This is a genomic window from Pseudomonas sputi (assembly GCF_021603585.1).
Classification (GTDB): Bacteria; Pseudomonadota; Gammaproteobacteria; order Pseudomonadales; family Pseudomonadaceae; genus Aquipseudomonas; species Aquipseudomonas sputi.
In genome coordinates, this window is the sequence record NZ_BQHI01000004.1 from 297,221 (window position 1) to 321,508 (window position 24,288).

22 protein-coding genes are annotated in these 24,288 nt (G+C 54.4%); 15 read left to right on the plus strand and 7 right to left on the minus strand.

Annotation, left to right across the window (positions count from 1 at the left end):
• Window positions 1-13 precede the first annotated feature (13 nt).
• Window positions 14-1,183 carry a cystathionine beta-lyase gene (metC, locus tag L6D81_RS08260; protein ID WP_236178656.1) on the minus strand — a complete coding sequence of 390 codons (1,170 nt, stop codon included), beginning with the start codon at window positions 1,181-1,183 and terminating at the stop codon, window positions 14-16.
• A gap of 372 nt (window positions 1,184-1,555) precedes the next feature.
• On the opposite strand from metC, the gene L6D81_RS08265 reads away from it, so the two are divergent.
• The 4 genes from L6D81_RS08265 to L6D81_RS08280 all read left to right on the plus strand — a co-directional run bounded on the left by L6D81_RS08265 (window position 1,556) and on the right by L6D81_RS08280 (window position 6,121).
• Complete coding sequence (locus L6D81_RS08265) at window positions 1,556-3,037, plus strand: amino acid permease (RefSeq protein ID WP_236178657.1); 1,482 nt, start codon at window positions 1,556-1,558, stop codon at window positions 3,035-3,037.
• Window positions 3,038-3,145: 108 nt separating this feature from the next.
• The gene (locus L6D81_RS08270; RefSeq protein WP_236178658.1) at window positions 3,146-3,718 is read left to right on the plus strand and encodes a TetR/AcrR family transcriptional regulator; all 573 of its coding nucleotides are present in this window, start codon (window positions 3,146-3,148) and stop codon (window positions 3,716-3,718) included.
• 757 nt (window positions 3,719-4,475) lie between these two features.
• Complete coding sequence (locus L6D81_RS08275; RefSeq protein WP_236178659.1) at window positions 4,476-5,177, plus strand: c-type cytochrome; 702 nt, start codon at window positions 4,476-4,478, stop codon at window positions 5,175-5,177.
• Complete coding sequence (locus tag L6D81_RS08280) at window positions 5,138-6,121, plus strand: c-type cytochrome (protein WP_236178660.1); 984 nt, start codon at window positions 5,138-5,140, stop codon at window positions 6,119-6,121. The genes L6D81_RS08275 and L6D81_RS08280 overlap by 40 nt, the downstream gene beginning before the upstream one ends.
• A gap of 352 nt (window positions 6,122-6,473) precedes the next feature.
• Here L6D81_RS08280 and L6D81_RS08285 read toward each other — a convergent pair whose 3' ends face one another.
• The 4 genes from L6D81_RS08285 to L6D81_RS08300 all read right to left on the minus strand — a co-directional run bounded on the left by L6D81_RS08285 (window position 6,474) and on the right by L6D81_RS08300 (window position 12,284).
• Window positions 6,474-8,498, minus strand: coding sequence for a c-type cytochrome (locus L6D81_RS08285; protein ID WP_236178661.1), 2,025 nt, complete (start codon window positions 8,496-8,498; stop codon window positions 6,474-6,476).
• 352 nt (window positions 8,499-8,850) lie between these two features.
• A complete protein-coding gene (locus L6D81_RS08290; protein WP_236178662.1) occupies window positions 8,851-9,651 on the minus strand; it encodes a sulfite exporter TauE/SafE family protein in 801 nt (266 codons plus the stop codon).
• Between the two features lie 28 nt (window positions 9,652-9,679).
• Window positions 9,680-11,350 (minus strand): bifunctional protein tyrosine phosphatase family protein/NAD(P)/FAD-dependent oxidoreductase, encoded by a 1,671-nt coding sequence (locus L6D81_RS08295; RefSeq protein WP_236178663.1) that lies wholly within the window; start codon window positions 11,348-11,350, stop codon window positions 9,680-9,682.
• 55 nt (window positions 11,351-11,405) lie between these two features.
• Window positions 11,406-12,284 carry an MBL fold metallo-hydrolase gene (locus tag L6D81_RS08300; protein WP_236178664.1) on the minus strand — a complete coding sequence of 293 codons (879 nt, stop codon included), beginning with the start codon at window positions 12,282-12,284 and terminating at the stop codon, window positions 11,406-11,408.
• A gap of 243 nt (window positions 12,285-12,527) precedes the next feature.
• Here L6D81_RS08300 and L6D81_RS08305 point away from each other — a divergent pair, with 243 nt between their 5' ends.
• From L6D81_RS08305 to L6D81_RS08325, 5 genes are all read left to right on the plus strand, one after another.
• A complete protein-coding gene (locus L6D81_RS08305) occupies window positions 12,528-13,853 on the plus strand; it encodes a sigma-54 interaction domain-containing protein (RefSeq protein WP_236178665.1) in 1,326 nt (441 codons plus the stop codon).
• 158 nt (window positions 13,854-14,011) lie between these two features.
• On the plus strand, window positions 14,012-14,188 hold the full coding sequence (gene cydP / locus L6D81_RS08310; protein ID WP_024076427.1) for a cytochrome oxidase putative small subunit CydP: 177 nt from the start codon (window positions 14,012-14,014) through the stop codon (window positions 14,186-14,188).
• Complete coding sequence (locus tag L6D81_RS08315; RefSeq protein WP_236178666.1) at window positions 14,185-15,756, plus strand: cytochrome ubiquinol oxidase subunit I; 1,572 nt, start codon at window positions 14,185-14,187, stop codon at window positions 15,754-15,756. Before cydP ends, L6D81_RS08315 begins: the two co-directional genes overlap by 4 nt.
• Window positions 15,749-17,029, plus strand: a complete 1,281-nt coding sequence (cydB, locus tag L6D81_RS08320) for a cytochrome d ubiquinol oxidase subunit II (protein ID WP_236178667.1) — start codon at window positions 15,749-15,751, stop codon at window positions 17,027-17,029. Before L6D81_RS08315 ends, cydB begins: the two co-directional genes overlap by 8 nt.
• The gene (locus L6D81_RS08325; RefSeq protein ID WP_069787662.1) at window positions 17,026-17,313 is read left to right on the plus strand and encodes a cyd operon YbgE family protein; all 288 of its coding nucleotides are present in this window, start codon (window positions 17,026-17,028) and stop codon (window positions 17,311-17,313) included. Before cydB ends, L6D81_RS08325 begins: the two co-directional genes overlap by 4 nt.
• Window positions 17,314-17,535: 222 nt before the next feature.
• Here the strand turns inward: L6D81_RS08325 and L6D81_RS08330 are convergent, their stop codons facing one another.
• Window positions 17,536-17,739 (minus strand): oxidoreductase, encoded by a 204-nt coding sequence (locus tag L6D81_RS08330; protein WP_305380623.1) that lies wholly within the window; start codon window positions 17,737-17,739, stop codon window positions 17,536-17,538.
• Window positions 17,740-18,320: 581 nt separating this feature from the next.
• Here L6D81_RS08330 and L6D81_RS08335 point away from each other — a divergent pair.
• Entirely contained in the window at window positions 18,321-18,896 is a 576-nt protein-coding gene (locus L6D81_RS08335; protein ID WP_236178668.1) for an acyl carrier protein phosphodiesterase, read from the plus strand.
• A 76-nt stretch (window positions 18,897-18,972) separates the two neighbouring features.
• On the opposite strand, the gene L6D81_RS08340 is transcribed toward L6D81_RS08335, so the two are convergent.
• On the minus strand, window positions 18,973-19,476 hold the full coding sequence (locus tag L6D81_RS08340; protein ID WP_236178669.1) for an Lrp/AsnC family transcriptional regulator: 504 nt from the start codon (window positions 19,474-19,476) through the stop codon (window positions 18,973-18,975).
• Window positions 19,477-19,750: 274 nt separating this feature from the next.
• On the opposite strand from L6D81_RS08340, the gene L6D81_RS08345 reads away from it, so the two are divergent.
• The 5 genes from L6D81_RS08345 to L6D81_RS08365 all read left to right on the plus strand — a co-directional run bounded on the left by L6D81_RS08345 (window position 19,751) and on the right by L6D81_RS08365 (window position 24,133).
• The gene (locus tag L6D81_RS08345; RefSeq protein ID WP_236178670.1) at window positions 19,751-20,572 is read left to right on the plus strand and encodes a substrate-binding periplasmic protein; all 822 of its coding nucleotides are present in this window, start codon (window positions 19,751-19,753) and stop codon (window positions 20,570-20,572) included.
• A 48-nt stretch (window positions 20,573-20,620) separates the two neighbouring features.
• A complete protein-coding gene (locus L6D81_RS08350) occupies window positions 20,621-21,424 on the plus strand; it encodes an amino acid ABC transporter ATP-binding protein (RefSeq protein ID WP_236178671.1) in 804 nt (267 codons plus the stop codon).
• Complete coding sequence (locus L6D81_RS08355) at window positions 21,408-22,076, plus strand: amino acid ABC transporter permease (RefSeq protein WP_236178672.1); 669 nt, start codon at window positions 21,408-21,410, stop codon at window positions 22,074-22,076. Before L6D81_RS08350 ends, L6D81_RS08355 begins: the two co-directional genes overlap by 17 nt.
• 10 nt (window positions 22,077-22,086) lie before the next feature.
• On the plus strand, window positions 22,087-22,752 hold the full coding sequence (locus L6D81_RS08360; protein ID WP_236178673.1) for an amino acid ABC transporter permease: 666 nt from the start codon (window positions 22,087-22,089) through the stop codon (window positions 22,750-22,752).
• A gap of 70 nt (window positions 22,753-22,822) precedes the next feature.
• The gene (locus tag L6D81_RS08365) at window positions 22,823-24,133 is read left to right on the plus strand and encodes an NAD(P)/FAD-dependent oxidoreductase (RefSeq protein WP_236178674.1); all 1,311 of its coding nucleotides are present in this window, start codon (window positions 22,823-22,825) and stop codon (window positions 24,131-24,133) included.
• The last annotated feature ends 155 nt before the right edge of the window (window positions 24,134-24,288 follow it).

Here is a 24,288-nt window from a genome sequence, read left to right on the forward strand (position 1 = left end):
AACCAGCAGCCTGTCAGCTGTTTAACCTATTGAAGCGCTCAAAGCCTTGTTCCAGGTCGGCGATAAGGTCTTCCGGGTCTTCCAGGCCAATGTGCAGTCGCACAAGATGGCCATCATGCTCCCAGGTTGTCGCGCTTCTGACTGCTTTAGGGTCTGTAAGCATCGCCAGGCTTTCATAGCCGCCCCACGAGTAACCGATTGAAAACAGCGACAAGTTGTCCAGCAGTGCATCGGCCGCTGCTTGGGTCGCGGGCTTGGTCAGAAAAGACAACAGTCCGGAGGCGCCCTTGAAATCTCTTTTCCATAGTTCATGCTGAGGGTGGGATTCGAGGGCCGGGTAGTAAACCGCCGTAACGTCGCCATGGCTTTCCAGCCAGCGGGCCACGATCATCGCGTTTTTGTAATGTCGTTCAAGTCTTACATCCAGGGTTCGCATGCCGCGAAGCGCCAGTGACACGTCGTCAGGGCTGACGAACAAGCCCATATTGAAGTGGTATTTTTTCAGGCGGTCCCAGGCTCTCTCTGAGGCCGAGACCGTTCCCAGCACCGCGTCAGAGTGGCCGACGATGTACTTTGTGGCGGCCATGATCGAAAGATCCACACCCAGTTCCAGCGCAGGATGGTAGAGCGGGGTACCCCAGGTGTTGTCTGCGATCACCAATACGTCATGTGCATGGGCGACCTTGGCGATGGCGGGGATGTCCTGTATTTCCAGGGTCAAGGACCCTGGCGACTCGAGGTAAATGGCCTTGGTGTTAGGTTTGATGAGCGCCGCGATGTCGGAGCCGATCATCGGGTCGTAGAACGATACTTCGATGCCAAGGCGCCGCCCCACGTCATCGGCAAAAGCCCTTATCGGCGAATACACATTGTCGGCAACCAGCAGGTGATCCCCCGTACCGACCACAGATAATATGGCTGTCGTACATGCGTTGAGACCTGAAGGGCAAAGCACAGTGCCTTGCGCACCTTCAAGTTGGGTCAGGGCCTGGGTCAGCGCCTGCGTCGAGGGGTTGTTCCATCGGCCGTAGATATATTTCTGACGGCCTTCACGCATGTCCTCGCAGGTAGGAAATACGACGGTCGAACCTCGATAAACCGGCGTGTTCACGAAACCATGATGCTGGTCGGGCTCGATTGATGCGTGGGCGAGCAGCGTTTGTACGTTTTTATAAGGCTTCATACGACCGTCCAATGTTTGTCCTGGTGAGGGGGCTGGTCGCGGCTAAGGCGACGATATCAGAGTAATTCACACGATATTTAAATGTCTACCACTTGGTTGGCAATTTACTTTTTTGCCATAAAAAACAATAGCATGGTCGCGCGTGTTAAATATTTATTGCATGACTATCATGTGGATGGTAGGTTTTTTGTTGTCCGGCGTTTCTAGTGGTTATTTGGCCAGGCGAGAGTCGGAGTTATACAAGAGGCGTGCGGGAGAGGCATGGCGCCTGACAAAGTGATGATGAGGAACGTTTTATCTGAACTTTTTAAGGTACACAAAAAGTAGGCGTTTCGATAAATAAAAAAAGCACATTAATCGCTCGGGTGGATTATGAAAAAAAATAATACCTTTCCAAAAGACCGTGGTTTCAAAGGCAGGCCCGCGAACCGGGGAGATTGGCTGGACGCCCACGAAAGTGGCTACTCAAAAAATTTGAAAAAACGCCATGTACAGATGATGGCATTGGGCGGTGCTATTGGCACCGGTTTGTTCTTGGGCGCAGGGGCCAGGGTACAAATTGCTGGTCCGTCGCTGGCCGTTGTTTATTTGGTCTGTGGCATCTTTGCGTTCTTCATCTTGCGAGCCTTGGGCGAGTTGGTAATGCACCGCCCGAGTTGTGGCAGTTTTGTCTCATACACGCGAGAGTTCATGGGAGAAGGCGCTTCTTTCGTGGCGGGATGGATGTATTTTCTGGTGTGGGCATTAACGGGCGTCGTTGATATAACCGCCATCGCTATTTACATGAAGTACTGGAGTATATTTTCTGACGTTCCACAGTGGGTGTCTGCATTGAGTGCCCTGGGTGTGGTGACCGTGATGAATATGGTCGGAGTGAAATGGTTCGGCGAAATGGAATTCTGGTTTGCGGTCATAAAGGTTGCGGCGATCAGTGTCTTCCTGGTTATAGGTTCGTTTTTCTTTGCCACCGGCCATGCGGTGGGAGGCACTATTCCAGGCTTGCACTTGATTACCGAGAATGGCGGGATATTCCCCCATGGGCTATTGCCGGCAATTATCATCGTGCAAGGCGTGATATTTGCGTATGCGAGCATCGAACTGGTGGGTACCGCTGCAGGTGAGACGGCGGATGCACGGCGCGTAATTCCTAAGGCGATCAATGGCGTGATCTGGCGTATCGGCCTGTTTTACGTGGGCTCGGTATTTTTGCTGGTGACCGTTTTACCGTGGACTGCCTACAGCGCTAACGTCAGCCCCTTTGTCACCTTTTTCGAGGCGCTCGGCATTCCTGGCATCGGTTCCGTCATGAACATTGTCGTGATGACTGCCGCGCTCTCAAGCCTAAACTCCGGTTTGTATGCAACAGGGCGGGTGTTGCGATCATTGGCCATGGGCGGGTCTGCGCCGAAAATGTTCAAACGCATGAGCACCCAGGGCGTTCCTTATATGGGGATTCTGGTCACCATGGTTATTAACGTCATTGGAGTGGGGTTGAACTTTCTCATGCCTGCTCAACTCTTCGAGTTGTTATTGAACTTGGTGTCGCTGGGGATATTGTCGACGTGGGCGTTTATTGTTTTGTCACAAATAAACTACCGTCGAGCAGTTAAAAGAGGGGAGGTAGAAATGGTGTCTTTTAAAATGCCTGGCGCGCCATTTACGTCATGGTTGACGCTTATTTTCCTCGGTGTGGTGTTGGTGCTGTTGGGACTCGATTATCCAAACGGGACTTATACTGTCTTGTCTATTCCCTTGGTGGCGATCGCGCTGTCGTTGGGATGGTGGAAGGTGGTCCGCTCCAGAACAAACGAATCATTAGATATCAATGCTCATCCTAATCAAGCAGGCGTATAAGAAATGAACGATAAGAGGCCGAAGTCGTGGTGGCCTCTTATCGTGATGAGTTGAACCAGTGCGCCGGCGCAGTGAGTATTATCGCACTAATAAATATAGGTAAGCGCCATGAGCACACGAACTGATCTTTTAGTTACTGCCGAGTTATTGTTACGAACAAAAGGCTATGCAGCATTCAGCTATGCCGATTTAGCCGATGAAATTGGTATTAAAAAAGCCAGTATTCATCATCATTTTCCAACTAAAGAACATTTGGGGGCCGCGGTCATCGAGAGTTATCTTTTTAGGTTTAAAAATAAGCTGACATTAATTAACGAAGACAGCGCTGATGTGCTGGCGCGTTTGAAAAATTTTTCTGAGTTTTTCATTGACAGCTCCAACAGTGGCGCATTACCGCTGTGTGGCGCACTTGCCGCTGAGCTATCGGTACTGCCGGAGGCCCTTAAACAATTGACCCGACAATTTTTTGAAGTGCACCTTGCTTGGTTAAAAAATAATTTGGCGCTCGGGCAGTCGTTAAACGTCATCAAAGCAGAACTAGATCCCGAGGCGCTGGCAAGGGCGCTATTGAGCGTGCTGGAAGGCGGTAGTTTTGTTGCATGGGCGCTCAGTGAGAGGGTGACGGATCTGGTTGGGTTTAATTTGATTTTGAATAGTAGTGTCGTGACAGGCCGGACCTGAAGGCCATCGTTAAGCATTCCCGCGATGTAGCCGCCCAGTTGCATCGCGGGGCAACGGGTTGATGAGTAAGCACCGCGTCTAGGTGTTCAACGGGCTTGCGGCTGTAGCTTTCGTTGAGCTGGCGTTGGGATTCAGTCGCGATCATGTCGAACACCAACGAGGAATGTCCTGAACCGGACACGCCGGTGACCACTGTGATGCAGTGCTTGAGGACCTTCAAAGTGAAGCTGCGCAGATTATTGTGCAGGCGCCAATGATATCCATGCCCTAGTACGGGGCAGGTTCCGGACCCGCAGCTTTGGCTCGTTGGAGCGGACCGCAGTGAAGACGATCCAGAATCGCGAGCACTCGCTTTGGCGATTGCCCGTCTGAGCGAGTGGAAGATTCGGCTCGACTCTGCGCGCACTTGTCTCCATGGAATTACGGGTAGTAGAGGCGCAGCACAAGCGATCACTGATATAAGCCGCTGCAATAGTGGGAAGCGTATGTTGCCGATATGCGCACTGAAGTTCCTCGTGCGATTTCAGGTCTGACGGGGGCCGAGCGACGCTTCCAAGTAAGGGAATGGGAGGAGGGGCTCTTCCCTCAAAGTTGTGAGGGAAAAAATTGACAATATTTTTTTGGCATAAGTATATTCATAAAAATCATTACAGCGCGGTATGTCGCTATCTAGCTCCTTCACCTATGGCATAAACTTGGGGCATAACTAGTTGGATCGCACTGTGAATGAGCCAATAAAAAAAGGAGTCAAAAAATCGTGAGTCTTTCAACAAGATTCTGTCTCAAGACCAGCATTAGTGCCTGCGTTGTTGTGCTGGCGACCGGAGCAAACGCCGAGTCCCTAGGTCAGAAAATCTACACTCAAGGAGGCGAGTCACCTGCAGCAGTGGCTTGCGCTACCTGCCATTCTACCAATGGGATGGGCAACAGCAGCGCAGGATTTCCCCGTCTTGAGGGCTTGCCGCAGAGTTATTTGGCCAAGCAACTTGAAGATTTTCGCTCTGGAAAACGAGCCAGTGCCGTGATGCAACCTATCGCATTGGCGCTTAAAAATACTGAAGGTGAGGCTGTTGCCCGCTACTTAAATGCATTAGTTGTCGATGCTCCGAGTGTCGGGTTGAATTCCACAGGTAGTCTGGGCAGTGTCGCTGAAAAACTGGTGAAGCAAGGAGACTGGAGTCGCAATATTCCTGCATGTGTGGCTTGTCACGGGGTGAGTAACACTGGCGTGGGAGAAAGCTTTCCCCCGCTTGTTGGCCAGTCCAGTGCCTACATCGCGGCGCAGTTAAATGCTTGGCGCAGTGGAACGCGAGAGAATGACCCAAATGAACTAATGAGCCATATCGCACGTTCGTTGAGCGATACCGAAGTTCAAGATTTGTCAGTCTATTTGCCCAGGTTGAGCGGTGAGGTTAAGCAATGGAGTTTCCAGCGAAAATACTGCTCACTATTGCCATAGCTGTGCCACTTCTGGTTGCGAAAACGTTGTACGAAGAACGCGACATGGCTCCGACAATCAAGGGTCCGGTCGGATCTCAACGTGATGCGAATGCTCAAAGCTACGCCATCGTGGCGGTTGATGCGGTTTCGCCTTCTGTATTTACCCCACCGCAGGAAATGGACCTGCCAGACAATGCCTTCGGGGTGCTGGTAAGGGAGGGCCGTGATATTTTTGTCAATACTCAAAAAAATGCTCCTGAGTATGTTGGCAATGGTCTTAACTGCAGTAATTGTCACCTCGATCAAGGTCGTAAGGCGGATTCTGCCCCTCTGTGGGGAGCTTATGGCATGTACCCCGCCTATCGAAAAAAGAATAACAAAGTGAATACGTTTACCGAACGGAAGCAGTGTTGCTTCGAATTCAGCATGAACGGCAAGGCTCCCTCCAGTGATAGTCATGTAATGAAAGCGCTCGGCACCTATGCCTATTGGCTCGCGACCAAGGCACCTGTGGGCGAGAACCTTCCAGGGCGCCTCTATCCTGTTATCCCCGCACCTGAAAAAGGTTTTGATCTGGCTAAAGGGAAACAAATATATGTTGAACAATGTTCCATCTGCCATGGAGTGGAGGGGCAGGGCCAAAAGTCCTTGGGAGCATTCGTATTTCCGCCGCTTTGGGGATGGGGCTCTTACAACTGGGGGGCGGGGATGCACCGCATCAATACTGCCGCCGGTTTTATCAAGCAAAATATGCCCCTGGGTAAGGGCGGTTCTCTGACGGATGATGAAGCTTGGCATGTGGCTGCATACATCAATAGCCATGAGCGGCCTCAGGATCCTCGTCTGGTCGATGGTTCCATTGAAAAGACCCGAAAAAAGTATCACGAAGGCGACGGCGTAAACTTATACGGAGAGACCGTTAATGGTGTGATGCTGGGACAAGGTATCAACCAACCGGATTAGCGCTAGCCGCGGCGCCGTGTGTAAGCAAATGTGCAATGTAGCCGTCAGCAGCTTCAATTGCATACCGCAGATGGGTTCTTGGAGTGGGCTGAAGTAGCCGGAAAATATCAGTCTACTTTAGGCCATCCCTAGCCAAAATGGAGGCGCGATGAACTTTTCCTGCATCATGCAAGTTTACTCATCTTTAAAAACCAGGGTGAGATCAAGTAGCCTCATTCAGCTACTTAATCCGTTGTGAGCCATGGCACGGTGTGACCCTGTGGGAGTTTGTCTGGCGGCCTTGATGGAGTTTATATAAAGTTACCAAGACCGCCGCTCCCTTATTTACAGCGCCCGCTTTGGGCGGCTGCGGTTAATACCGCGCATCCACCGGCTTACCACCCTTCGGCCAATCCTTCAGTTTGTCCGGGAAATCCGGCCTTGGCTGCTGGGTAAAGTACGCGGCCACATCCACCGCCTCTTGGTCAGACAACCCTCCCTGCCCCAATGGAAATTTCTCGTGGAACCCGATCGGCATGTTGCGTTTAACAAACGCCGCGGCCGTGTATGCGCGCGCCATCCCCGCCCCAATATTGAACGACTGTTCGCCCCACAACGGTGGGTACACCCGTTCGCCGTCCGCTCGCGTCAGACCTTGGCCATTGTCGCCATGGCACACCGCACATTGCTTGGCATAAACCAGCTTGCCGTTGTCCAGATTAGGCTTGATCGCCGTGTCGACCTTGCCCACCCCGCGCCCTGCCACTCTATCTTCCGGCTTAGTGTTGTGTTTCATCCAGTCGAAGTACGCCACCATCGCCTGCATATCTGTCGATTGTGGTGGCAGTGGCTTGCCATTCATGGAGCGGCGAAAGCAGCCGTTGATCCGTTCTTCCAGGGTCACCACTTTGCCCGCACGTGGCGCATAACCTGGGAAAAACGCCGAGACGCCAACAAACGGCGAACCGTCCGCCACAGTGCCCGCGTTGAGATGGCAACTGGTGCAATTGAGCGAGTTGCCGACGTTATTGGGCAGCAGCTCCTTGGTCTGCAGATGCAGGCGCATGCCGCGTACAACTTGTTCGGCGTTGGGGGCTGTCAGTAACTCAGCCAAACGTGGGGTTTCGAAGGCTGAAGAATCAGTGGTGATCGGGTTGAGCTGGTCGCGCATTTTCTTCACTTGGGCTGCGCTGATGGGCGTGCCTTCATTGTTCCAACTGCTGCGCACGAAGCTGAGAATTTCGGCGATTTCCTGATCTGCCAGGCGAGCAAACCCGGGCATGGTGTAGACCCGTGGATGGGTTGCCGTCTCAGCCGTTTTCCACCCGGTGAGGGTGATGTGCAGCAGTGAAGCCGGGTCGTTCGAGGCGACACTCGGGTTACCGGCCAACTGTGGAAACAGGCCTTTCACCCCGCCGCCATCGCTACGGTGGCAGTCACTGCAAAACTGCATGTAACCCAGGCCGCCACGGCTGTTGAACAGTTCCTTGGGCGGTGCTGCGGGCTCGTGCGCCACGGCAGGCATCGGCAGGTCATCCTTACCTGGCGGCAGGGATTTCAAATAGGTCGCGATGGCCGTCAAGTCAGTGTCAGTGAAGTGCTGAGTGCTGTGGTGAATCACATCGGCCATGTTGCCCGAGACTGTGGCAAAGCGGTTCTGCCCGGTTTTGAGCAGTTGCACGGTGTCCTCCACCGTCCACAAGTTGCGCAGGCTCAACGCGCGCCAGTGTTCGACGGTCTCGCCGGCCAGGTAATGCTGGCCGCTGCGGTCCGCATCGCTCATGGCTTTTTCCTGGAAGGCGATGCCGCGCGGGGTGTGGCAAGAGCCGCAGTGGCCAAGGCCCTGGACCAGGTAAGCGCCACGGTTAAGCACTTCATCCTTCGCCGCGTCAGGCGCGAACTGCTGCTTGTCGAGAAACGCGAAATTCCACAACGCCAGGCCCCAGCGCTGGTTGAACGGAAAGCCCATCTGCGCTTCCATGTTCGGTTTTTTCACTGCCTCCACGCCCTGCATCAGGTAGGCGAACAAGGCGCGCATATCGCCTTCGCTCATCTTCGCGTATGACGGATAGGGCATCGCCGGGTACACGTTCTGCCCGGCAGGCGTCACGCCTTCACGCATCAACCGGTCGAACTGCTCGAATGTGTACTGGCCGATGCCAGTGTCGCGGTCCGGGGTGATGTTGCTCGAATAAATCGTGCCCATCGGCGTGCTCAGCTCCAGCCCGCCGGCCATTGGCGCGCCTTGTTTGGCGGTGTGGCAGGCGATGCAGTCGCCCAGTTGGGCAACGTACTTACCCTGTTCGATCAGCGAGGGGGGAGCTTCGTTGGCGTGCAGGGGAAGAGACAGACACAGCATCACCCCCACAAGGCACAGACGTAACAGGGGAAAAGTCATCGCACTATTCCTTTAATAACCCCGCCTGGGGCGGTCCCCTTGGCGCAGGTCTGCAATCGTTTTTGTTGAGCCATCAGGCAGACAACCGGGGCGTGGTCAGCCCCAGCATCGTTTTAGCAAATTTTTTGCGGGCGTCCCTTGATGTGGGTCAGCGTCAGCCACTTACATCAAGGGATTTTATTAAGTGACTCGGACTTCGCCACTGACAACGCGATTTGAAAAAAGCGGTCGACGCAGTGCCCGCCGGTGACACTCACTACACCCATGCGCTCAGCCGAACAAAGCTGGGGGCAAGTCACGGGCTATAGGCGAGGCTTAGGCAGGCCTGGAAGTGGATGGCTCATGTACATCACTAAATAGCCTTCACCAGCAAGGCCACCGAAACCGCCATAGAAACAGCGGCGAACCCTTTTTGTAGGTGTGGACCTGCTAGCCGGGCCGCGATCAGGCGCCCGCACATCATGCCAACCAATGCGCCCAGGGAGAACGGCAGGGCAATCGCCCACTGCAGATGGCCGGCCGCAGAGCTTGCGGCAACGCCGGACATCGACACCAGTGCAATCACCGCCAGGGACGTTGCCAGCACCGACTGCGCGGTCAAATTGGTGTATCGCTGCAGCGCCGGCACCATCACAAAGCCGCCGCCCACGCCGAGCAAGCCCGAAAGCCCGCCCGCAACCACGCCCGACACCGTGAGCGCCCAGGCGCACGGCGCCGTCCAGTTCAGCTTGCCTCGTTGGGCGTCCAATACGCAGGGCGGCGGCTTGCTCGCGACAGCGGCCTTTGACGCCGCGGACGGCGGCAACGACCGTTTGAATACCCGGAACGCCACATACATCAGCACGCAGGCAAACAGGATCGTCAGCGGACGATTCGGCGTGCGCTGCGCCAACCAAAGGCCCAGGGGCGAACAGATGATCCCGGCGGCGGCAATTAACAGCGCTGCCTTGTAGCGGACGGTGCCGTTTTTCAGGCCCATCACCGCGCCCAGGGTCGCGGCCAGGCCGACGGCCAGCAGGCCAATGGGCCCGGCCTCGGCCATGCTCAAGCCCGCCCCGAACACCAGCAACGGCACCGCGAGTATTCCACCGCCGGCGCCGGTCAGAGCCAGAATCACGCCCACTGTCAATCCGAGCAGTAAGACGATGATCATTTCAGTCTCCTTGCGTTCAGCCCTGATTTCATTGGTCGGTCAACTCGGGTTTCGCCAGCCATTCGCGGCCCTTGAGCATGCCCTTCCAATACAGCGGTGGAAGAATCCGCTCTTTGAGCAGCCAGGCCAGCCGGGACGGGCGGGTACCGTCGATCAGCCATGACGGGAAGCTGGGGGCGACCTTGCCGCCATAGGTGAACTCCGCCAGGACGATCTTGCCGCGTTCCACCGTCAGCGGGCAGGAGCCGTAACCGTCGTACTGCGCGCAACCGTTCGCCTTACCCATGGCCGCCAACACGTTATGGGCCACCACCGGCGCCTGCTTGCGGGCGGCGGCAGCGGTCTTGGCGTTGCTCGAATTGGCCGCGTCGCCCAGCGCATGAATGTTTGCCCAGGTTTTATGTCGCAGCGTGGCGGGGTCGACATCAATCCAGCCGGCCGCGTCAGCCAACGGGCTGACTCGAATGAAATCCGGCGCGACCTGCGGCGGTACCACATGCAGTAAATCAAACTCACGGGTCACCACACGGGGGCTGCCATCCAGATTCACCCCGCTGAACGTGGCCGTCCGTGCCGGGCCGTCGACGCGGGTGAGGGTGTTGCCGAAATTCAGGTCGATACCGTAAGCAGTGACGTATTCCATCAGCGCCGGCACATAGTCCGGAACCCCGAACAGCACCGCACCGGCGCTGTAGAACTCGATCTCGATGGCATCCAGTACGCCGCTGCGTTTCCAATGATCGGCCGATAGGTACATGGCTTTTTGCGGCGCCCCGGCACATTTGATCGGCATCGGCGGCTGCGTGAAAATCGCCCGACCACCTCGCAGTTGCTGCACCCTTTCCCAGGTATAAGGTGCCAGGTGATACAGGTAGTTGGAGGTCACGCCGTTGCGGCCCAGGGTCTCCGACAAACCTTCGACGGCATGCCAATCGAGCTTCAGGCCGGGGCACACGATCAGTTGCTCGTATTTGACGACCCGGCAGCCATCCAGAATGACCGCATTTCGCTCGGGCTCGAAAGCCGCCACCGCTGCCTTGATCCAATGCACGCCGCGGGGCAGGGTGGTGCCCATCGTGTGAGCCGTTTGACGCGCGTCGAACACACCGCCGCCCACCAGCGTCCAGCCAGGCTGGTAGTAATGCACATCGGCCGGGTCGACGATCGCAATGTCGAGCCCCGGCGCGCGGGCCAGCAGGCTGGAGGCGGTGGCGATACCCGCCGCGCCGGCGCCAATGATGACTACGGTGTGCTGCGCCTCAGCCACTTCGACCGGCGTGCGACCTTGGTTCGCAATCCGCCGAATCACGCCCTTCATATCGAACCCGGCTTTTTTGGCGCTCTCGACGATGTGCGGCAGGTCGTGTTGACCCGCTTGTGACAGCGCCCACATCGTTGTCGAGCGCATACCGGAGCGGCAATAGGCCAACACCGGCTTGGGCAGTGTTTCCAACAGCTTGCCGAAGGCAGCCCCTTGCTCGTCGGTGACTTTGCCCGATTCGGCGGGAAGGTAGTGCGCCTCGATGCCGACTGCGTCGGCGGCGCGTTTGATTTCGGCAAACAACGGTTGGTCGCTGCCTTCGCCATCGGGGCGGTTACAAATGATGGCACGAAAGCCGGCGGCTTTCAGTTCAGCCAATTGGCTGGGGAGAATCTGTTCTGATACCGATAAAGCAGGTGCAAGGCGGCGGATATCCATAAGTGTCTCCGTTATGGGTATTTTTCTTATATGTTTTTTTGGGGGGGGATGAGTGTCAGGCGACGTTGAGCGGGATTTTCAGATAGCGGGTCCCGTTCGATTCAGGCTCGGGCAAATGCCCGGCTCGCATGTTGACCTGGACCGAGGGCAGGATCAGTGTCGGCATGTCCATCGAGGCATCCCGCTTGGTACGCATCGCCACGAACTCCTCCTCACTGATGCCATTGCGCACATGCACGTTGTGCTCGCGCTGTTCGGCAACGGTGCTGACGAACTGCACTTCACGGCCCCCCGGTTGGTAGTCGTGGCACATATAAAGCAATGTCTCTGCCGGCAGACTCAACACTTTGTTGATTGACTGGAACAGCGTGCGTGCGTCTCCGCCGGGGAAGTCACAGCGGGCAGTGCCGTAGTCGGGCATGAACAAGGTGTCGCCGACGAAGGCTGCCGTTTCGCCGCCGTTGCGGATCACATAAGTCATACAGGCTGGCGTATGGCCGGGTGTGTGCAGTGCGGTGCAGTGCAGCGTGCCGATGCTGAACGACTCGTCGCTGACGAACAGGTGATCGAACTGACTGCCGTCGCGGGGCATATCGCTACCGGTATTGAACAGCGTGCCGAAGACCTTCTGCACCGTCGAAATCTGACTGCCGATGCCTATTTTTCCGCCGACTTTCTCTTTCAGGTAGGGCGCGGCGGTCAGGTGGTCGGCGTGGACGTGGGTCTCCAGAATCCACTCGACCTGCGCATTCAGCTCGTTCACCCGGGCTATCAGGCGGTCGGCGGACGTGGTGGCGGTGTGGCCTGATTTGGGGTCGTAATTCAAAACGCTGTCGATGATCGCGCAGTGGCTGCTGGCTTCATCCAGTATGAGATAGCTGACAGTGTTGGTGGCAGAGTCGAAGAAGCCTTCGACGTGAAGTTTGACGCGCATGAACGGTCTCCTTGAGGGGGCTTTTTTACCGAGCCACTTAGACTAAGGACTGACAGTGCAATAAGTTTGCCAGGCGATGGCACTCACCAAATTGTCTAATATCTAATTGATTTTATTTGTTTTTTTGTTGTTGTATGGGCGTGTTAGGGCCTCTATCGGGTGGGTTTTTCTGCCATTGGCAGTGCCTGTTGACAGAGGTGGCAGTGCCACAACAGGATAGAAGAATGGATTCCAGGAGCCATGATGAAGACTTTTCAGCCGACCCCCACCAACGCCGTCCCCCCTCCGGATCAAGTGCAGTCGCTTGTTGCGTTTTTGGAACACGAACCCAACCCCATGATCGTGCTTGATCCGGACTACAACATCCTGGCGGCCAACACGGCCTATCAGCGTCAGTTCGGCAGCGCTGACAAGCCCTTCATCGGGCATAAGTGCTATCAGATCTCCCACCATTACGACGTCCCTTGTGATCAGGCGGGTGAGAATTGCCCGATGAAAAAAGCCCAGGAAATGCGTGGGCCGGATCGTGTCTTGCACATCCACCACACGCCTCGGGGGCCGGAGCATGTCGACGTGGAATTGCGCCCGATCCTCGACGAGCACGGGGTGATTACCGCCTATGTGGAGCGCCTGACACTGGTACGCAGCGCCTCGGCGCGCCCAAGCGACGAAGGCTTGGTCGGCTGTTCAGCGGCTTTCAACCTCGCCCTATCGGAGTTGCAACGGGTGGCGCCCTCCATGCTGCCGGTGCTGCTGCTGGGGGAATCGGGCACCGGTAAAGAGCTGTTCGCGCGCGCCGTCCATGAAACCAGCGAGCGGGCCGCCGGGCCGTTTGTCGTGGTGGATTGCTCGGGCTTGACCGAAACGCTGTTCGAGAGCGAGTTGTTCGGCCATGAAAAAGGCGCCTTTACCGGCGCCATCACGCGCAAGCCCGGCTTGGTCGAAACCGCTCAGGGCGGCACATTATTCCTGGATGAAATTGGCGATGTGCCGTTGGCCATGCAGGTGAAACTGTTGCGCCTAATCGAATCCTCGACTTATCGCCGGGTCGGCAGTGTCGAGACCTGTCACGCCAATTTCAGATTGATTGCCGCCACCCACAAACCGCTGGAAAAGATGATGGAAACAGGCGAGTTCAGGCAGGACCTGTACTATCGCATCAGCGCCTTCCCGATTCACTTGCCACCCTTGCGTAACCGGGTCGAAGACATCGGCTTGCTGGCCAATTCCTTTCTACAGCGTGGCGGTGCCGGCAAGCGCCGCCTGACCCTCGACCCTGAAGCCTTGGCAAGGCTCCAGCAATACCCCTGGCCTGGCAATATCCGTGAGTTACGCAATGCTCTGGAAAGGGCCAGTCTGTTCGCTGACGACGGCGTCATCCGTGCCGTCCATTTACCCCAGGCATGCGCGGCGCTGCCGCCTCAGACTGTGGCTTCGACGCCGTTAGACAGCAACACGCTGGCGCAGGTGTTGGCGACATTCAAAGGCACCCGCAGCGAGTTGGCCAAGCACCTGGGGATCAGCGACAGGACCTTGTACCGACGCCTGAAAGAACAGGGCCTGGCCTAGGCAGTCTACGACTGCCAATGACTGCCAACCTGGCAGATTGGAAGCGTGCTGGCCTGCCAATCCCCGCTGAATTCAACCCGATAACATCGTAACTGTTTGTTTTATAACGATATAAATACAGAATTAGGCCTTGGCATGCCCTGTGCTAATTGCCTGGCATGACCATTTCCGACAAACGACTGCTGCGCCATCTGCTCACCGCGGTGCTGATCAAGCTCGTGCTGCTGAGCGTGCTGTGGTGGCTGTTCGTCCGGGATTCGCACGTCACTGTCGACCCGAACACTGTCGGCAACCGATTCGGTGTACCCACCTCGACTCAAGGGGCAAGCAAGTGATCTCAGAACAACTGGTGGATTTGTCACGGCTGCAGTTCGCAGCTACTGCGCTATACCACTTTCTTTTCGTACCGCTGACGGTGGGCATGGTTTGGCTGCTGGTCATCATGGAGAGCGTCTATGTGATGACCGGGAATGTCATCTGGAAAGATATGACGCGCTTTTGGGGCAAGTTATTCGGCATCAACTTCGCCTTGGGGGTGACCACCGGCATCACCTTGGAATTTCAGTTCGGCACCAACTGGGCGTACTACTCCCACTACGTGGGCGACATCTTCGGTGCCCCGCTGGCCATTGAGGGGTTGATGGCGTTTTTCCTCGAGTCGACCATGATCGGGCTGTTCTTTTTTGGCTGGGACCGCCTGAAGAAAGAGCATCACTTGCTGGTCACGCTGCTGATGGCCGTCGGTACCAACCTGTCTGCGTTGTGGATCTTGATCGCCAATGGCTGGATGCAGAACCCGGTGGGCTCGGAGTTCAGCTACATCACCATGCGCATGGAGATGGTGGATTTCTGGGCGGTGGTGTTCAACCCGGTGGCCCAGGCCAAGTTTGTCCACACGGTATCTGCCGGTTATGTCACCGGCTCAATGTTTGTGTTGTCGATCTCCAGTTGGTACTTGCTCAAGGGGCGTGACATCGAGTTCGCCAAGCGCAGCTTTCGGGTGGCGGCTGCCTTCGGCCTGGCCTCGGTGCTGAGCGTCATCGTGCTGGGGGATGAGTCGGGTTACACGGTGGGTGAGGCGCAGCAAACCAAGCTCGCGGCCATGGAGGCCATGTGGGAAACCAAACCTGCGCCGGCGGGGCTGACCTTGCTGGCAAGCATCAATGAAGCCGAATCCCGGAACAACTGGGAAGTCGACGTGCCGTGGGTGATGGGCTTGATCGGCACGCGCTCGGTGAGCAAACAGATTCCCGGCATTCATGACATCAAAGAGAAAAACCGCGCGCGCATCCTGCGTGGCATTACCGCGGTCAATGCGCTGGAAGCCCTGCGCGCCGATCGCACCGATAAGGCGGCGTTCGAGACCTTCGAAGCGTACAAGGCCGACCTTGGCTTTGGCCTGCTGCTTAAAAAGTACGTCGCGGATGTCAACCAGGCCACCCCGGCCATTATCGACAAGGCGGTGAACGATACCGTACCGCGCGTAACCCCGATGTTCTGGTCGTTCCGGGCCATGGTCGCGCTGGGTTTCGCCATGCTCCTGCTGTTCGGGCTGGCCTTCTGGAGCACCTTGAAGTCGGCCTGCACACGTCGCCGCTGGCTGCTGCGTTGGGCGCTCTGCATGCTCCCCGCGCCCTGGCTGGCCTGCGAGCTGGGCTGGTTCGTCGCTGAATATGGCCGTCAGCCCTGGACCATCTACGGCGTGCTGCCCACCCACATGAGCGTATCGACCCTCAGCATCAATAACCTCTATGGCTCGCTGGCAGGCTTCGTGGCGTTTTACACCGTGCTGCTGGTGGTTGAAATGTTCCTGATGGTCAAGTTTGCCCGCCAAGGGCCCGGCAGCCTCGGAACCGGTCGTTATGCTTACGATGCCAACCTGAAGGAACTCCACCATGCTTGATTACTTCACTCTGAAACTTATCTGGTGGGCACTGGTCGGCGTACTGCTGATCGGCTTCGCCATCATGGACGGCCACGACATGGGGGTCGGCAACCTGCTGCCCTTTGTGGGCCGCACGGACCTGGAACGCCGCGTCGCAATCAACAGCGTCGGGCCGCACTGGGACGGCAACCAGGTGTGGTTCATCACGGCGGGTGGCGCACTGTTCGCGGCGTGGCCGGTGGTGTATGCCACCGCGTTCAGCGGGTTTTACTGGGCGATGATTCTGGTCCTATGGGCGCTGTTCTTCCGCCCGGTGGGGTTTGACTATCGCAGCAAGATTCACAACGCCAAATGGCGCAGCACCTGGGACTGGGGGCTATTTGTCGGCGGGGCCGTGCCGCCGCTGGTGTTCGGCATCGCGTTCGGCAACCTGTTGCAAGGCGTACCGTTCCACTTTAATAACATGCTGGTATCGACTTACACCGGGAGTTTCTGGCAACTGCTGAACCCCTTCGCGCTGCTGACCGGCGTGGTGAGCAGTGCAATGATCACCCTGCAAGGCGGTACCTATCTGGCGCACCGCACTGAAGGCGTGATCCAGGTCCGTGCCATCAAGGGCGGGGTTGGCGCGGCGCTGGTGCTGCTGGGTACATTCGTCATTGCCGGTGTGTGGTTGCAATCGATCGACGGCTATCGCATTACCTCGGTAGTGGATACCGCCGGGCTGCCGGACATTCTCAACAAGACCGTGGTACGCGAAGCGGGGGCCTGGATGAGCAACTATGGCCATTATCCTGTGTTGTGGCTGCTGCCCGCGCTGGGCTTGGGTGGCGCAGCCGGTGCCGCATTGTTGATGATGATGCGCCGCACACTGGCCGCGTTTGTCGCCTCGTCACTCGCGGTGATCGGGGTGATCAGCACGGCCGGCGTGTCGATGTTCCCCTTTGTCATGCCGTCGTCGACCGTGCCTGCGGCCAGCCTGACCGTGTGGGACAGCGTGTCCAGTCATCTCAGCCTGTCCATCATGTTCTGGGCCACGTTGATCTTCATGCCGCTGATCGTGATCTATACCTCGTGGGCCTATCGCGTCATGCGCGGCAAGGTCACCGTGGCACAGATCGAAGCCACGAACATTCGGCCTACTAACGCCATCAGAGGAGCAAAGACTATGTGGTATTTCGCGTGGATGCTGGGAGTCGGTTTTGCCCTGCTGCTGGCCATATTAAATGCAATGTGGGGCGAGAACGAAGCCGGTCGCGCCCTGAGCGACCGTGAGGAGCCGCGGCCATGATGCCGCGTGTCGCCGACGCCCCAGCACCCTCACGCCTTCACCCGCTGAGCTTGCTTATCGCGGTAGCGATCATGCTCGTGTGTACGCTCTATCCGCCCCTGATGGCCGCCCCGGACGGCAAAGCTGATCATGGGCTGGCAATGGCCTTGTTCACGGCGATGAGTGTGGCCTTTGTGCGGGGCGTGGGGTTTGTGCCACGCGCGCGTGCTTGGCGCTGGCTGTTCTCGGGCTGGACTTGCTTTGCGTCACTTGCAGTTGCTGGCTGGGTCAAGTTTCTACATTGAGCACTGACAGCACGATTGACCACTTGAGTGCTCGACCTAGTGAAATGTGCCAGTATTTTTCTCTGGTCCAGTAGAGCGTTAGACATCTGCAAACTCGTTGGCGGCTTTAATACCTGATTTAGACGTTATTTGAAACGCGAGTGGTGCGCCTGTAGGATTCAAGGAATGCACCACTGAAACCTTGAAGTGTCTGCGCGGCAAAGCAGTTCAGTTGAATAAACTCTAGTTCCCGCTCATTGAGCGCTGCTGCCGTGCTCGTCTAAATTTATTCTCACCGTCGTATATGCAAGCGTCATACAGGTCCCCAAACGGGGAGCAACCTACATCGGTCTTGGAACCATCGATTTCAGCAGCAACCGAATCAATAGTCTCAAGCAGGAAGCGCTGACGGTTTTCAACGAAGCCACTGTATTGGTCCGTTCGAATGTTCGGCGTACTGCTTAGGAACTAATCGAACAGAAAGTCATTGGCAGCCATGATTTCGATATCACCAAAACCTGCGTCCATTACCATCCGCGCAGATTTCACAGAGTCTGCGATGCCCGGTATTCCATCCTCATTTTCCACACCACATGGGGCACTTGGTTGAACCGGGCCTGATTTGTAGGGCGACCAAAGCTATGTCATGCCCTTCACGTCTCGGGGTGGGGCTACTCACCTGCGCCAAGCAAGCATTGAGGGCTTCACGGGTTTGCTTACCGTCTTGCATAGCATCCTACGTGGAATTAACAGCCCGGATGCTCACCGGCAAGGGGTTTGAATATTGTCACATGCCGCCACCTAATTGGTTGACTATTAACGGTGGATTAAATATTCGATTTTATCATGTCGCTTTGAACGCGTCGGCGGTTGACCATCGTCTGCCACACGAGGGTATTGGGGGAGGGAAAATCTGGTGTTGATGACCTACCTATTGACTGGTAGTGTTCCTGCTAAGGGTATTTTTTTACGCTTGGAACTCTCCTTCAATAGTGTGGCCAGCCTCCATTCAGCTACTAGGAATCACTATGAACTACCTTGCACACCTCCACTTAGGCGGTCAGGAGCCACAGCAGTTGCTGGGGAGTCTTTATGGAGATTTTGTGAAGGGTGCGCTTTTAGGAAAATTTTCTACTCAGACTGAAGAGGCAATCAGGCTGCATCGCCGAATTGATGCTTTTACGGATTCCCATCCACTGGTTAGAAGGGCGCTGGAGCGATTTCCCGTCACAAAACGTCGCTACGCAGGTATCGCCCTCGACATGTTTTTTGATCATTGCTTAGCGCGGGATTGGGAGCGATACGCCGATCAGCCCCTGGACGTTTTTTCTCAAAAAATCTACCGACTTTTAGAGGATGAGCCCGCGTTGCCGGAGCGCTTGGCCCAGATCGCGCCATTAATCATTTCGGAAAATTGGCTTGGCGCGTATAGGGATTTTTCGATGATCGGACATGGGCTGGAAGTCATTTCCTTGCGCCTATCCCAGCCAGAAGGCTTGCATGCGGCATACGAAGAGCTGACAGAGCTGTATGAGCCGCTAAGTGCGGATTTCCAAGAGTTTTATCCGCTGCTGTGGAACTATGCAAAACAAGGTTCTGAATAAAAAATATCGATAATTCAGTTGGTTAGCGTGTAGGGAACAGCCCGTCTAGTTGTAACGAGCTGATTCAAAATCTGATTTAGTCTGGAATAAATTCAAGAGGTACTTCGCTTGTCGATTTAATTTCTTCCATTGCAAACATAGATGTCATATTCGCGACCGGTAACTGACTGATGATTTTTTTATAAAGCGCGTCGTACGCCTGGATGTCTGGTAGGAAAGCTCGAATTAGATAGTCAACCTCACCACTCATTCGATAAATGTCGACAATTTCGGTCATGTCGCGTGTGGCTTTGTGGAAGCGATCTATCCATTCGATGGAGTGCTCCCTTGTTTTGATCATTATGAACACTGTCACTTTTGCATTCAGCGTCGTTCTGTCGAGGATGGCGACACGTTTCTTGATGAAACCTTGCTGTTCTAGGCGCTGAATTCTGCGCCAGCAGGGCGTCATAGAGAGCCCCACTTGCTCTGCAAGCTCATTGACAGGCTGAGTAGAGTCACGCTGTAGACCTGCCAGTATTCGGCGATCGATACGGTCTAGACGGGTGGAGCGATCCGACAGCTTTGAAGAACTGGTCATTTACACGGCCTCGAAAAAATATTGCACAGATACAGAAAACATTGGAAGTTGCTTCTATGTCAAGAGGCTGAGGTGTGGAAATTTTGCAATAGTTTACCTATTGTCAAATGGTAGTCTTTTTTCATCAGCTACACGGATCGAGCAGAGTGCTTTACCAGGGAGAAAAAAGAGGTGCGTCCCCGCCCAAAAGCTGGCGCACCGAAAATAACAAGAGGCTTAGAGGGCCATCCCCTCGAATCTGCGCTTAGCCGGCGCATCACTGGGAGATACCGATATGATTTTCAAACGTATGGGCATGCGTCTGTTACCGGCATTGGTTCTAGTAGGAGTGGTTTCCGGATCGTCGGGTGCTTACGCCGAGGGTGAGGGGGATGGCGTTTGGGCAGCAGCCCAAAAATCTGGGTCGATTCGTTGTGGCACCGCAGAAGCTCCGCCGTACATCATGAAAGATCCGGCCACCGGGGAGTATTCAGGTTTCTTCGTCGATGCGTGCAGAGAGTTTGCTGAGATTCTGAAGGTCAAGCCGGTATTTGTGGATACCAGTTGGGACAACATGATCGCTGGCTTGCAATCCAGAAAATGGGATTTGGCACCGGCACTTACGGCTACCCCGCAACGTGCGCTCTCTATCGTCTTCTCAAAAAACCTATCAGCTACCGAATCAACGTTTGTCTACAATCAGAAGAATCCCAAGACAAATCAGCCGAAAAGCCTTACTGATATTGACCAGCCTGGCGTGACCATCGCTGTCTCTTCAGGTACTGCTCAGGATAAGTCCCTCACAGCCATTATCAAAAACGCATCGATTATGCGCTTGCCTGGCCCGGATGAGATCCGATTGGCAGTAATGTCTAAGCGAGCCGATGTGATCTTTGATACATCTGCGGCCAATGACTTGTTTGCCGCCTCTCACACCGACTGGGCTGTCGTTCTTAAGCCCGTGCCGGCAATCGACAAAAAAGGCGTTTCGTTTGGACTACGACGTGACACCTCATATGCCGATCTTCAAGTATTAGATCTTTATATCAATGATGCAGTTACATCTGGCCACATGGATGAGCTGATAAAAAAAGCTATCGCTCACGAGACCAAGTAATTGTTCTCAGTGATTATTGGATGTTTTCTGAGCTTGGAGTAGAGGCTAATGGCAAATACCAAATATCTCGTAGAAATGAAAGGCCTGCATAAGAGTTATGCGGGCGGCGTAAAACCTGTGCTGCAAGGTCTGGATATTAGCATGTGCCCAGGTGACCGCGTTGTAGTAATTGGCCCAAGTGGTGGAGGGAAGAGCACACTGCTACGCGTGTTGATGGGGCTAGAAGATATTGATAAAGGCGAATTGCTGTTTCAGGGTAAAAACTATATTACGACCGATAAGTTTGGCAGGACGGTAATCGATAAGGAGATTCGTCGTAATATAGGAATGGTGTTTCAGCATTACACATTATTTCCACATCTGAATATTCTTCAGAATCTAACTCTCGCACCTATTAAGGTGCGAGGTGAATCAAGGCAGTCGGCAGAAGCTCGAGCACGTGGTTTGTTGACGAGGTTCGGGTTGGAGGCGAAGGAAAAAGCCTATCCAGCTCACCTGTCTGGGGGGCAGAAGCAACGAGTCGCCATCGCAAGAGCTTTGATGCTCGATCCTAAGTTGATGTTATTTGACGAAGTTACTTCTGCTCTCGATCCCGAGCTGGTTGCTGAGGTCGAACAAGTCATTATGCATCTGGCCGAGCAATCGATGCCTATGGTGATAGTCACTCACGATATGCACTTTGCCAAAAACATCGCTTCACGTGTCATCTTCTGCGCCGGCGGCGTGGTGGTCGAAGATGGGCCTCCTGAGCAGGTACTCGGTAGACCGAAGGAAGCTCGAACGAGAGAATTCATACAGCGAGTCTTTCATATTGGTGAGACTGTAGGAGTCGGACGTGAACTATCAATTTGATTTGTTCTTTATCGCGAATGGTCTCTGGCCGCTGCTCAAAGGGTTAGTCGTAACCCTGGAACTCACCGTAGCGGCGAATATCATTGGATTGACTCTGGGTTTCATCATTGCACTATTGGTTATGAGCCCAAATCCGATACTCCGTTGGCCTTTTACCTTGTTTATCGAGTTTTTCCGCTGTACCCCTGCGCTTGTCCAGATCGTATGGTTTTTCTACTGCATACCAATCATCTTCGACGTTTACATCGACGCAATGACGATGGGTATTTTGGCGATTGGACTCAACCTTGCTGCATTCAACGCGGAAGCGTACAGGGCTGCCATCCAGGGAGTTCAAAGCAATCAATACGATGCAACTGTTGCTCTGGGACTTTCCCCGTTTCAACGAACTGTGTATGTGGTACTCCCACAAGCATTTCGTTCGGCGCTACCCGTTTTGGTTGCAAACGGCATTGGTGCATTCCAACAAACTGCCCTGGTTGCGATAGTCGCATTGCAAGATCTCATGTATATGGGAAAAATACTGGCCACCGACACTTATCGACCTATCGAGGTGTTTACCATTATTGCTCTTATATATTTTGCGATATCGTTCCCTATATCACAGCTCGTAGAATACATAGAGCGACGCCGTAAAGCGGAAAATTCATGAGGATGCGGCCATGGAACTAGATTTTTCAGTAATCTTCGATTACAAGGCTGCGTTGCTTTTTGGCCTTTTGTTAACTCTAAAGCTCACGGCGATATGCGTTGTGTTGGGGTGCGCTTTAGGTTTTTTGGTTGCGATTGCAAGGAGCTCAAAGAATAAGATTATCTATGGGATCAGCACTGTCTATGTAGCTCTGTTTCGCGGTACTCCAGTGCTCATTCAATTATTTTGGATATTTTTCTGCTTGCCTCTGGTCTTAGGTATGGAGCTATCGAATCTGACTTGCGGAATAATCGCGCTTACGTTGTATATGGCGGCGATTACGAGTGAGACGTTCCGCGCATCGTTCAGTTTTGTTAGTAAAGAACAACATGATGCGGGGGTTGCGCTAGGGCTTACTTATCGTGTTCATACTTTGTACGTTCTTCTACCACAAGCGCTTCTCAGGGCTGCTCCCACGCTTCTGTCCAACTGTACCAGCTTGTTTAAGGAGAGCGCTCTCGTCTCCGCCGTGGGCATGGCTGACTTGATGTTCGTTAGTCAAAATATTTCTAACCGAACAGGTCATCCAGTGGAGCTATTGACCGCTGCCGCAGTAATTTATTTTGTAATTGCATTTCCTATTACTCGCGCCGTCACAGCATTGGAACGGAAAATTTTGCATACCATGGCTATTTAGTTAAGCAAAAAAGCAACCCTTTGTAGCGATTGAAAACAGTTAATAAATTAAGCGCTCGTAGCGAAGTAGGATGACTATGTTTAATGGCGATAGACCTTTCATTAGCGGACAAGAATCTGAAATCACCCATTCAATGTGGACTGCGACCGGTGGGGAAAGGCCAAAAAGTGTGATCCTGGCGCAGCGAGAGTCCTGCGATGTCTTGATCATTGGCGGTGGATTCAATGGTGTGACCGCTGGGCTTCACTGCGCTGAGCGCGGGGCCAAAACTATATTGGTTGAAGCACAGGAAATTGGCTCGGGTGCGAGCGGTCGTAACGCTGGGCAAGTGAATCCTGGGCAGTTTCTCTCACCTGAACAAATCCTCCGCGCGTTAGGCCCCGATTATGGCGAGCTTTTCTTGAAGGAGTTGGGCAGCGCCCCTGACGTTGTCCGTCAACTGATACGCGATTACGGAATTGACTGTGCCGCTGACGAAAGGCCCATCATCCGCTGTTCAACGTCACCTCAAAAAACAAGAGAGCTCGAAACTCAGGCTTCGGATTGGCAAGCCTTGGGCGCGAATGTACAGATGGTCTATGGCTCTGAACTCGAAGAGATGAATGGTTCGACCCGGTATAAAGCTGCGCTGATCGATCATCGTGGATTTACCCTTCAGCCGCTTGCCTACGTACGCGGGTTAGCGCGAGCTGCAGTCGCCAGAGGTCTTAGAATTTCCACCGGATCTAAAGTGACATCCCTGGAACCTTCAGGTAGCGGATGGGTAGCGACTACCGCCAATACGACAATAAAAGCCGACAAGGTTATTCTTTCAACCAACGCATACAGTAATGATCTGGTACCAGGTTTCAAAGAGGAAATAATGCCTCTTGGTGCTTTTGGTATCGCTACTGCAGATCCACTACCTCCTGAGTGGAGAGAGCGCATTTTGCCTCACTACATCGCCATGTGGGACACACATAAGATACCGCTTTGGTTCAGATATGACCCGGTAGGGCGTCTTCATGTTGGATCTATAGGATTTCTTCCCATTCATTCAGAAGGGGATAACTGGGTAAATCGCGCAATGAAGTTTGTCTACCCATTCGCGCCTACATTCAAATGGGGCTATCGGTGGTCAGGCACGCTTGGCCAAACGGTCGACAGATTGCCGCATCTCGTTGAACCGCGCCCGGGCATCTTTGCAACCATCGGATGTAATGGGCGAGGCATTGCGCCAAATGCCTATTTCGGAAAAATGCTGGCTAAAATCGCACTCGGCGATGATGTAATCACTCCGTTGCCATTAAGAACGTCTTCGAAATATCCAATGCGTGAGATCGCATTAGAAGCGTATGACGCTGGAATTCGTTTCTATCGCAATACGTTACTTTTTACGTAATTAAGACGAAAAAAACTTGTGAGCTCTGCAATGTTGTTGGAGATCTTTGTTCACGCATTAGCGAATGTTTGGAAAATATTTCCAAAAGTTTAGATTTTTTTAGAAGTCTATTCGATTTTGCTTGGCTTTAGCGGTGAAGATTGGAAACTGCTTTT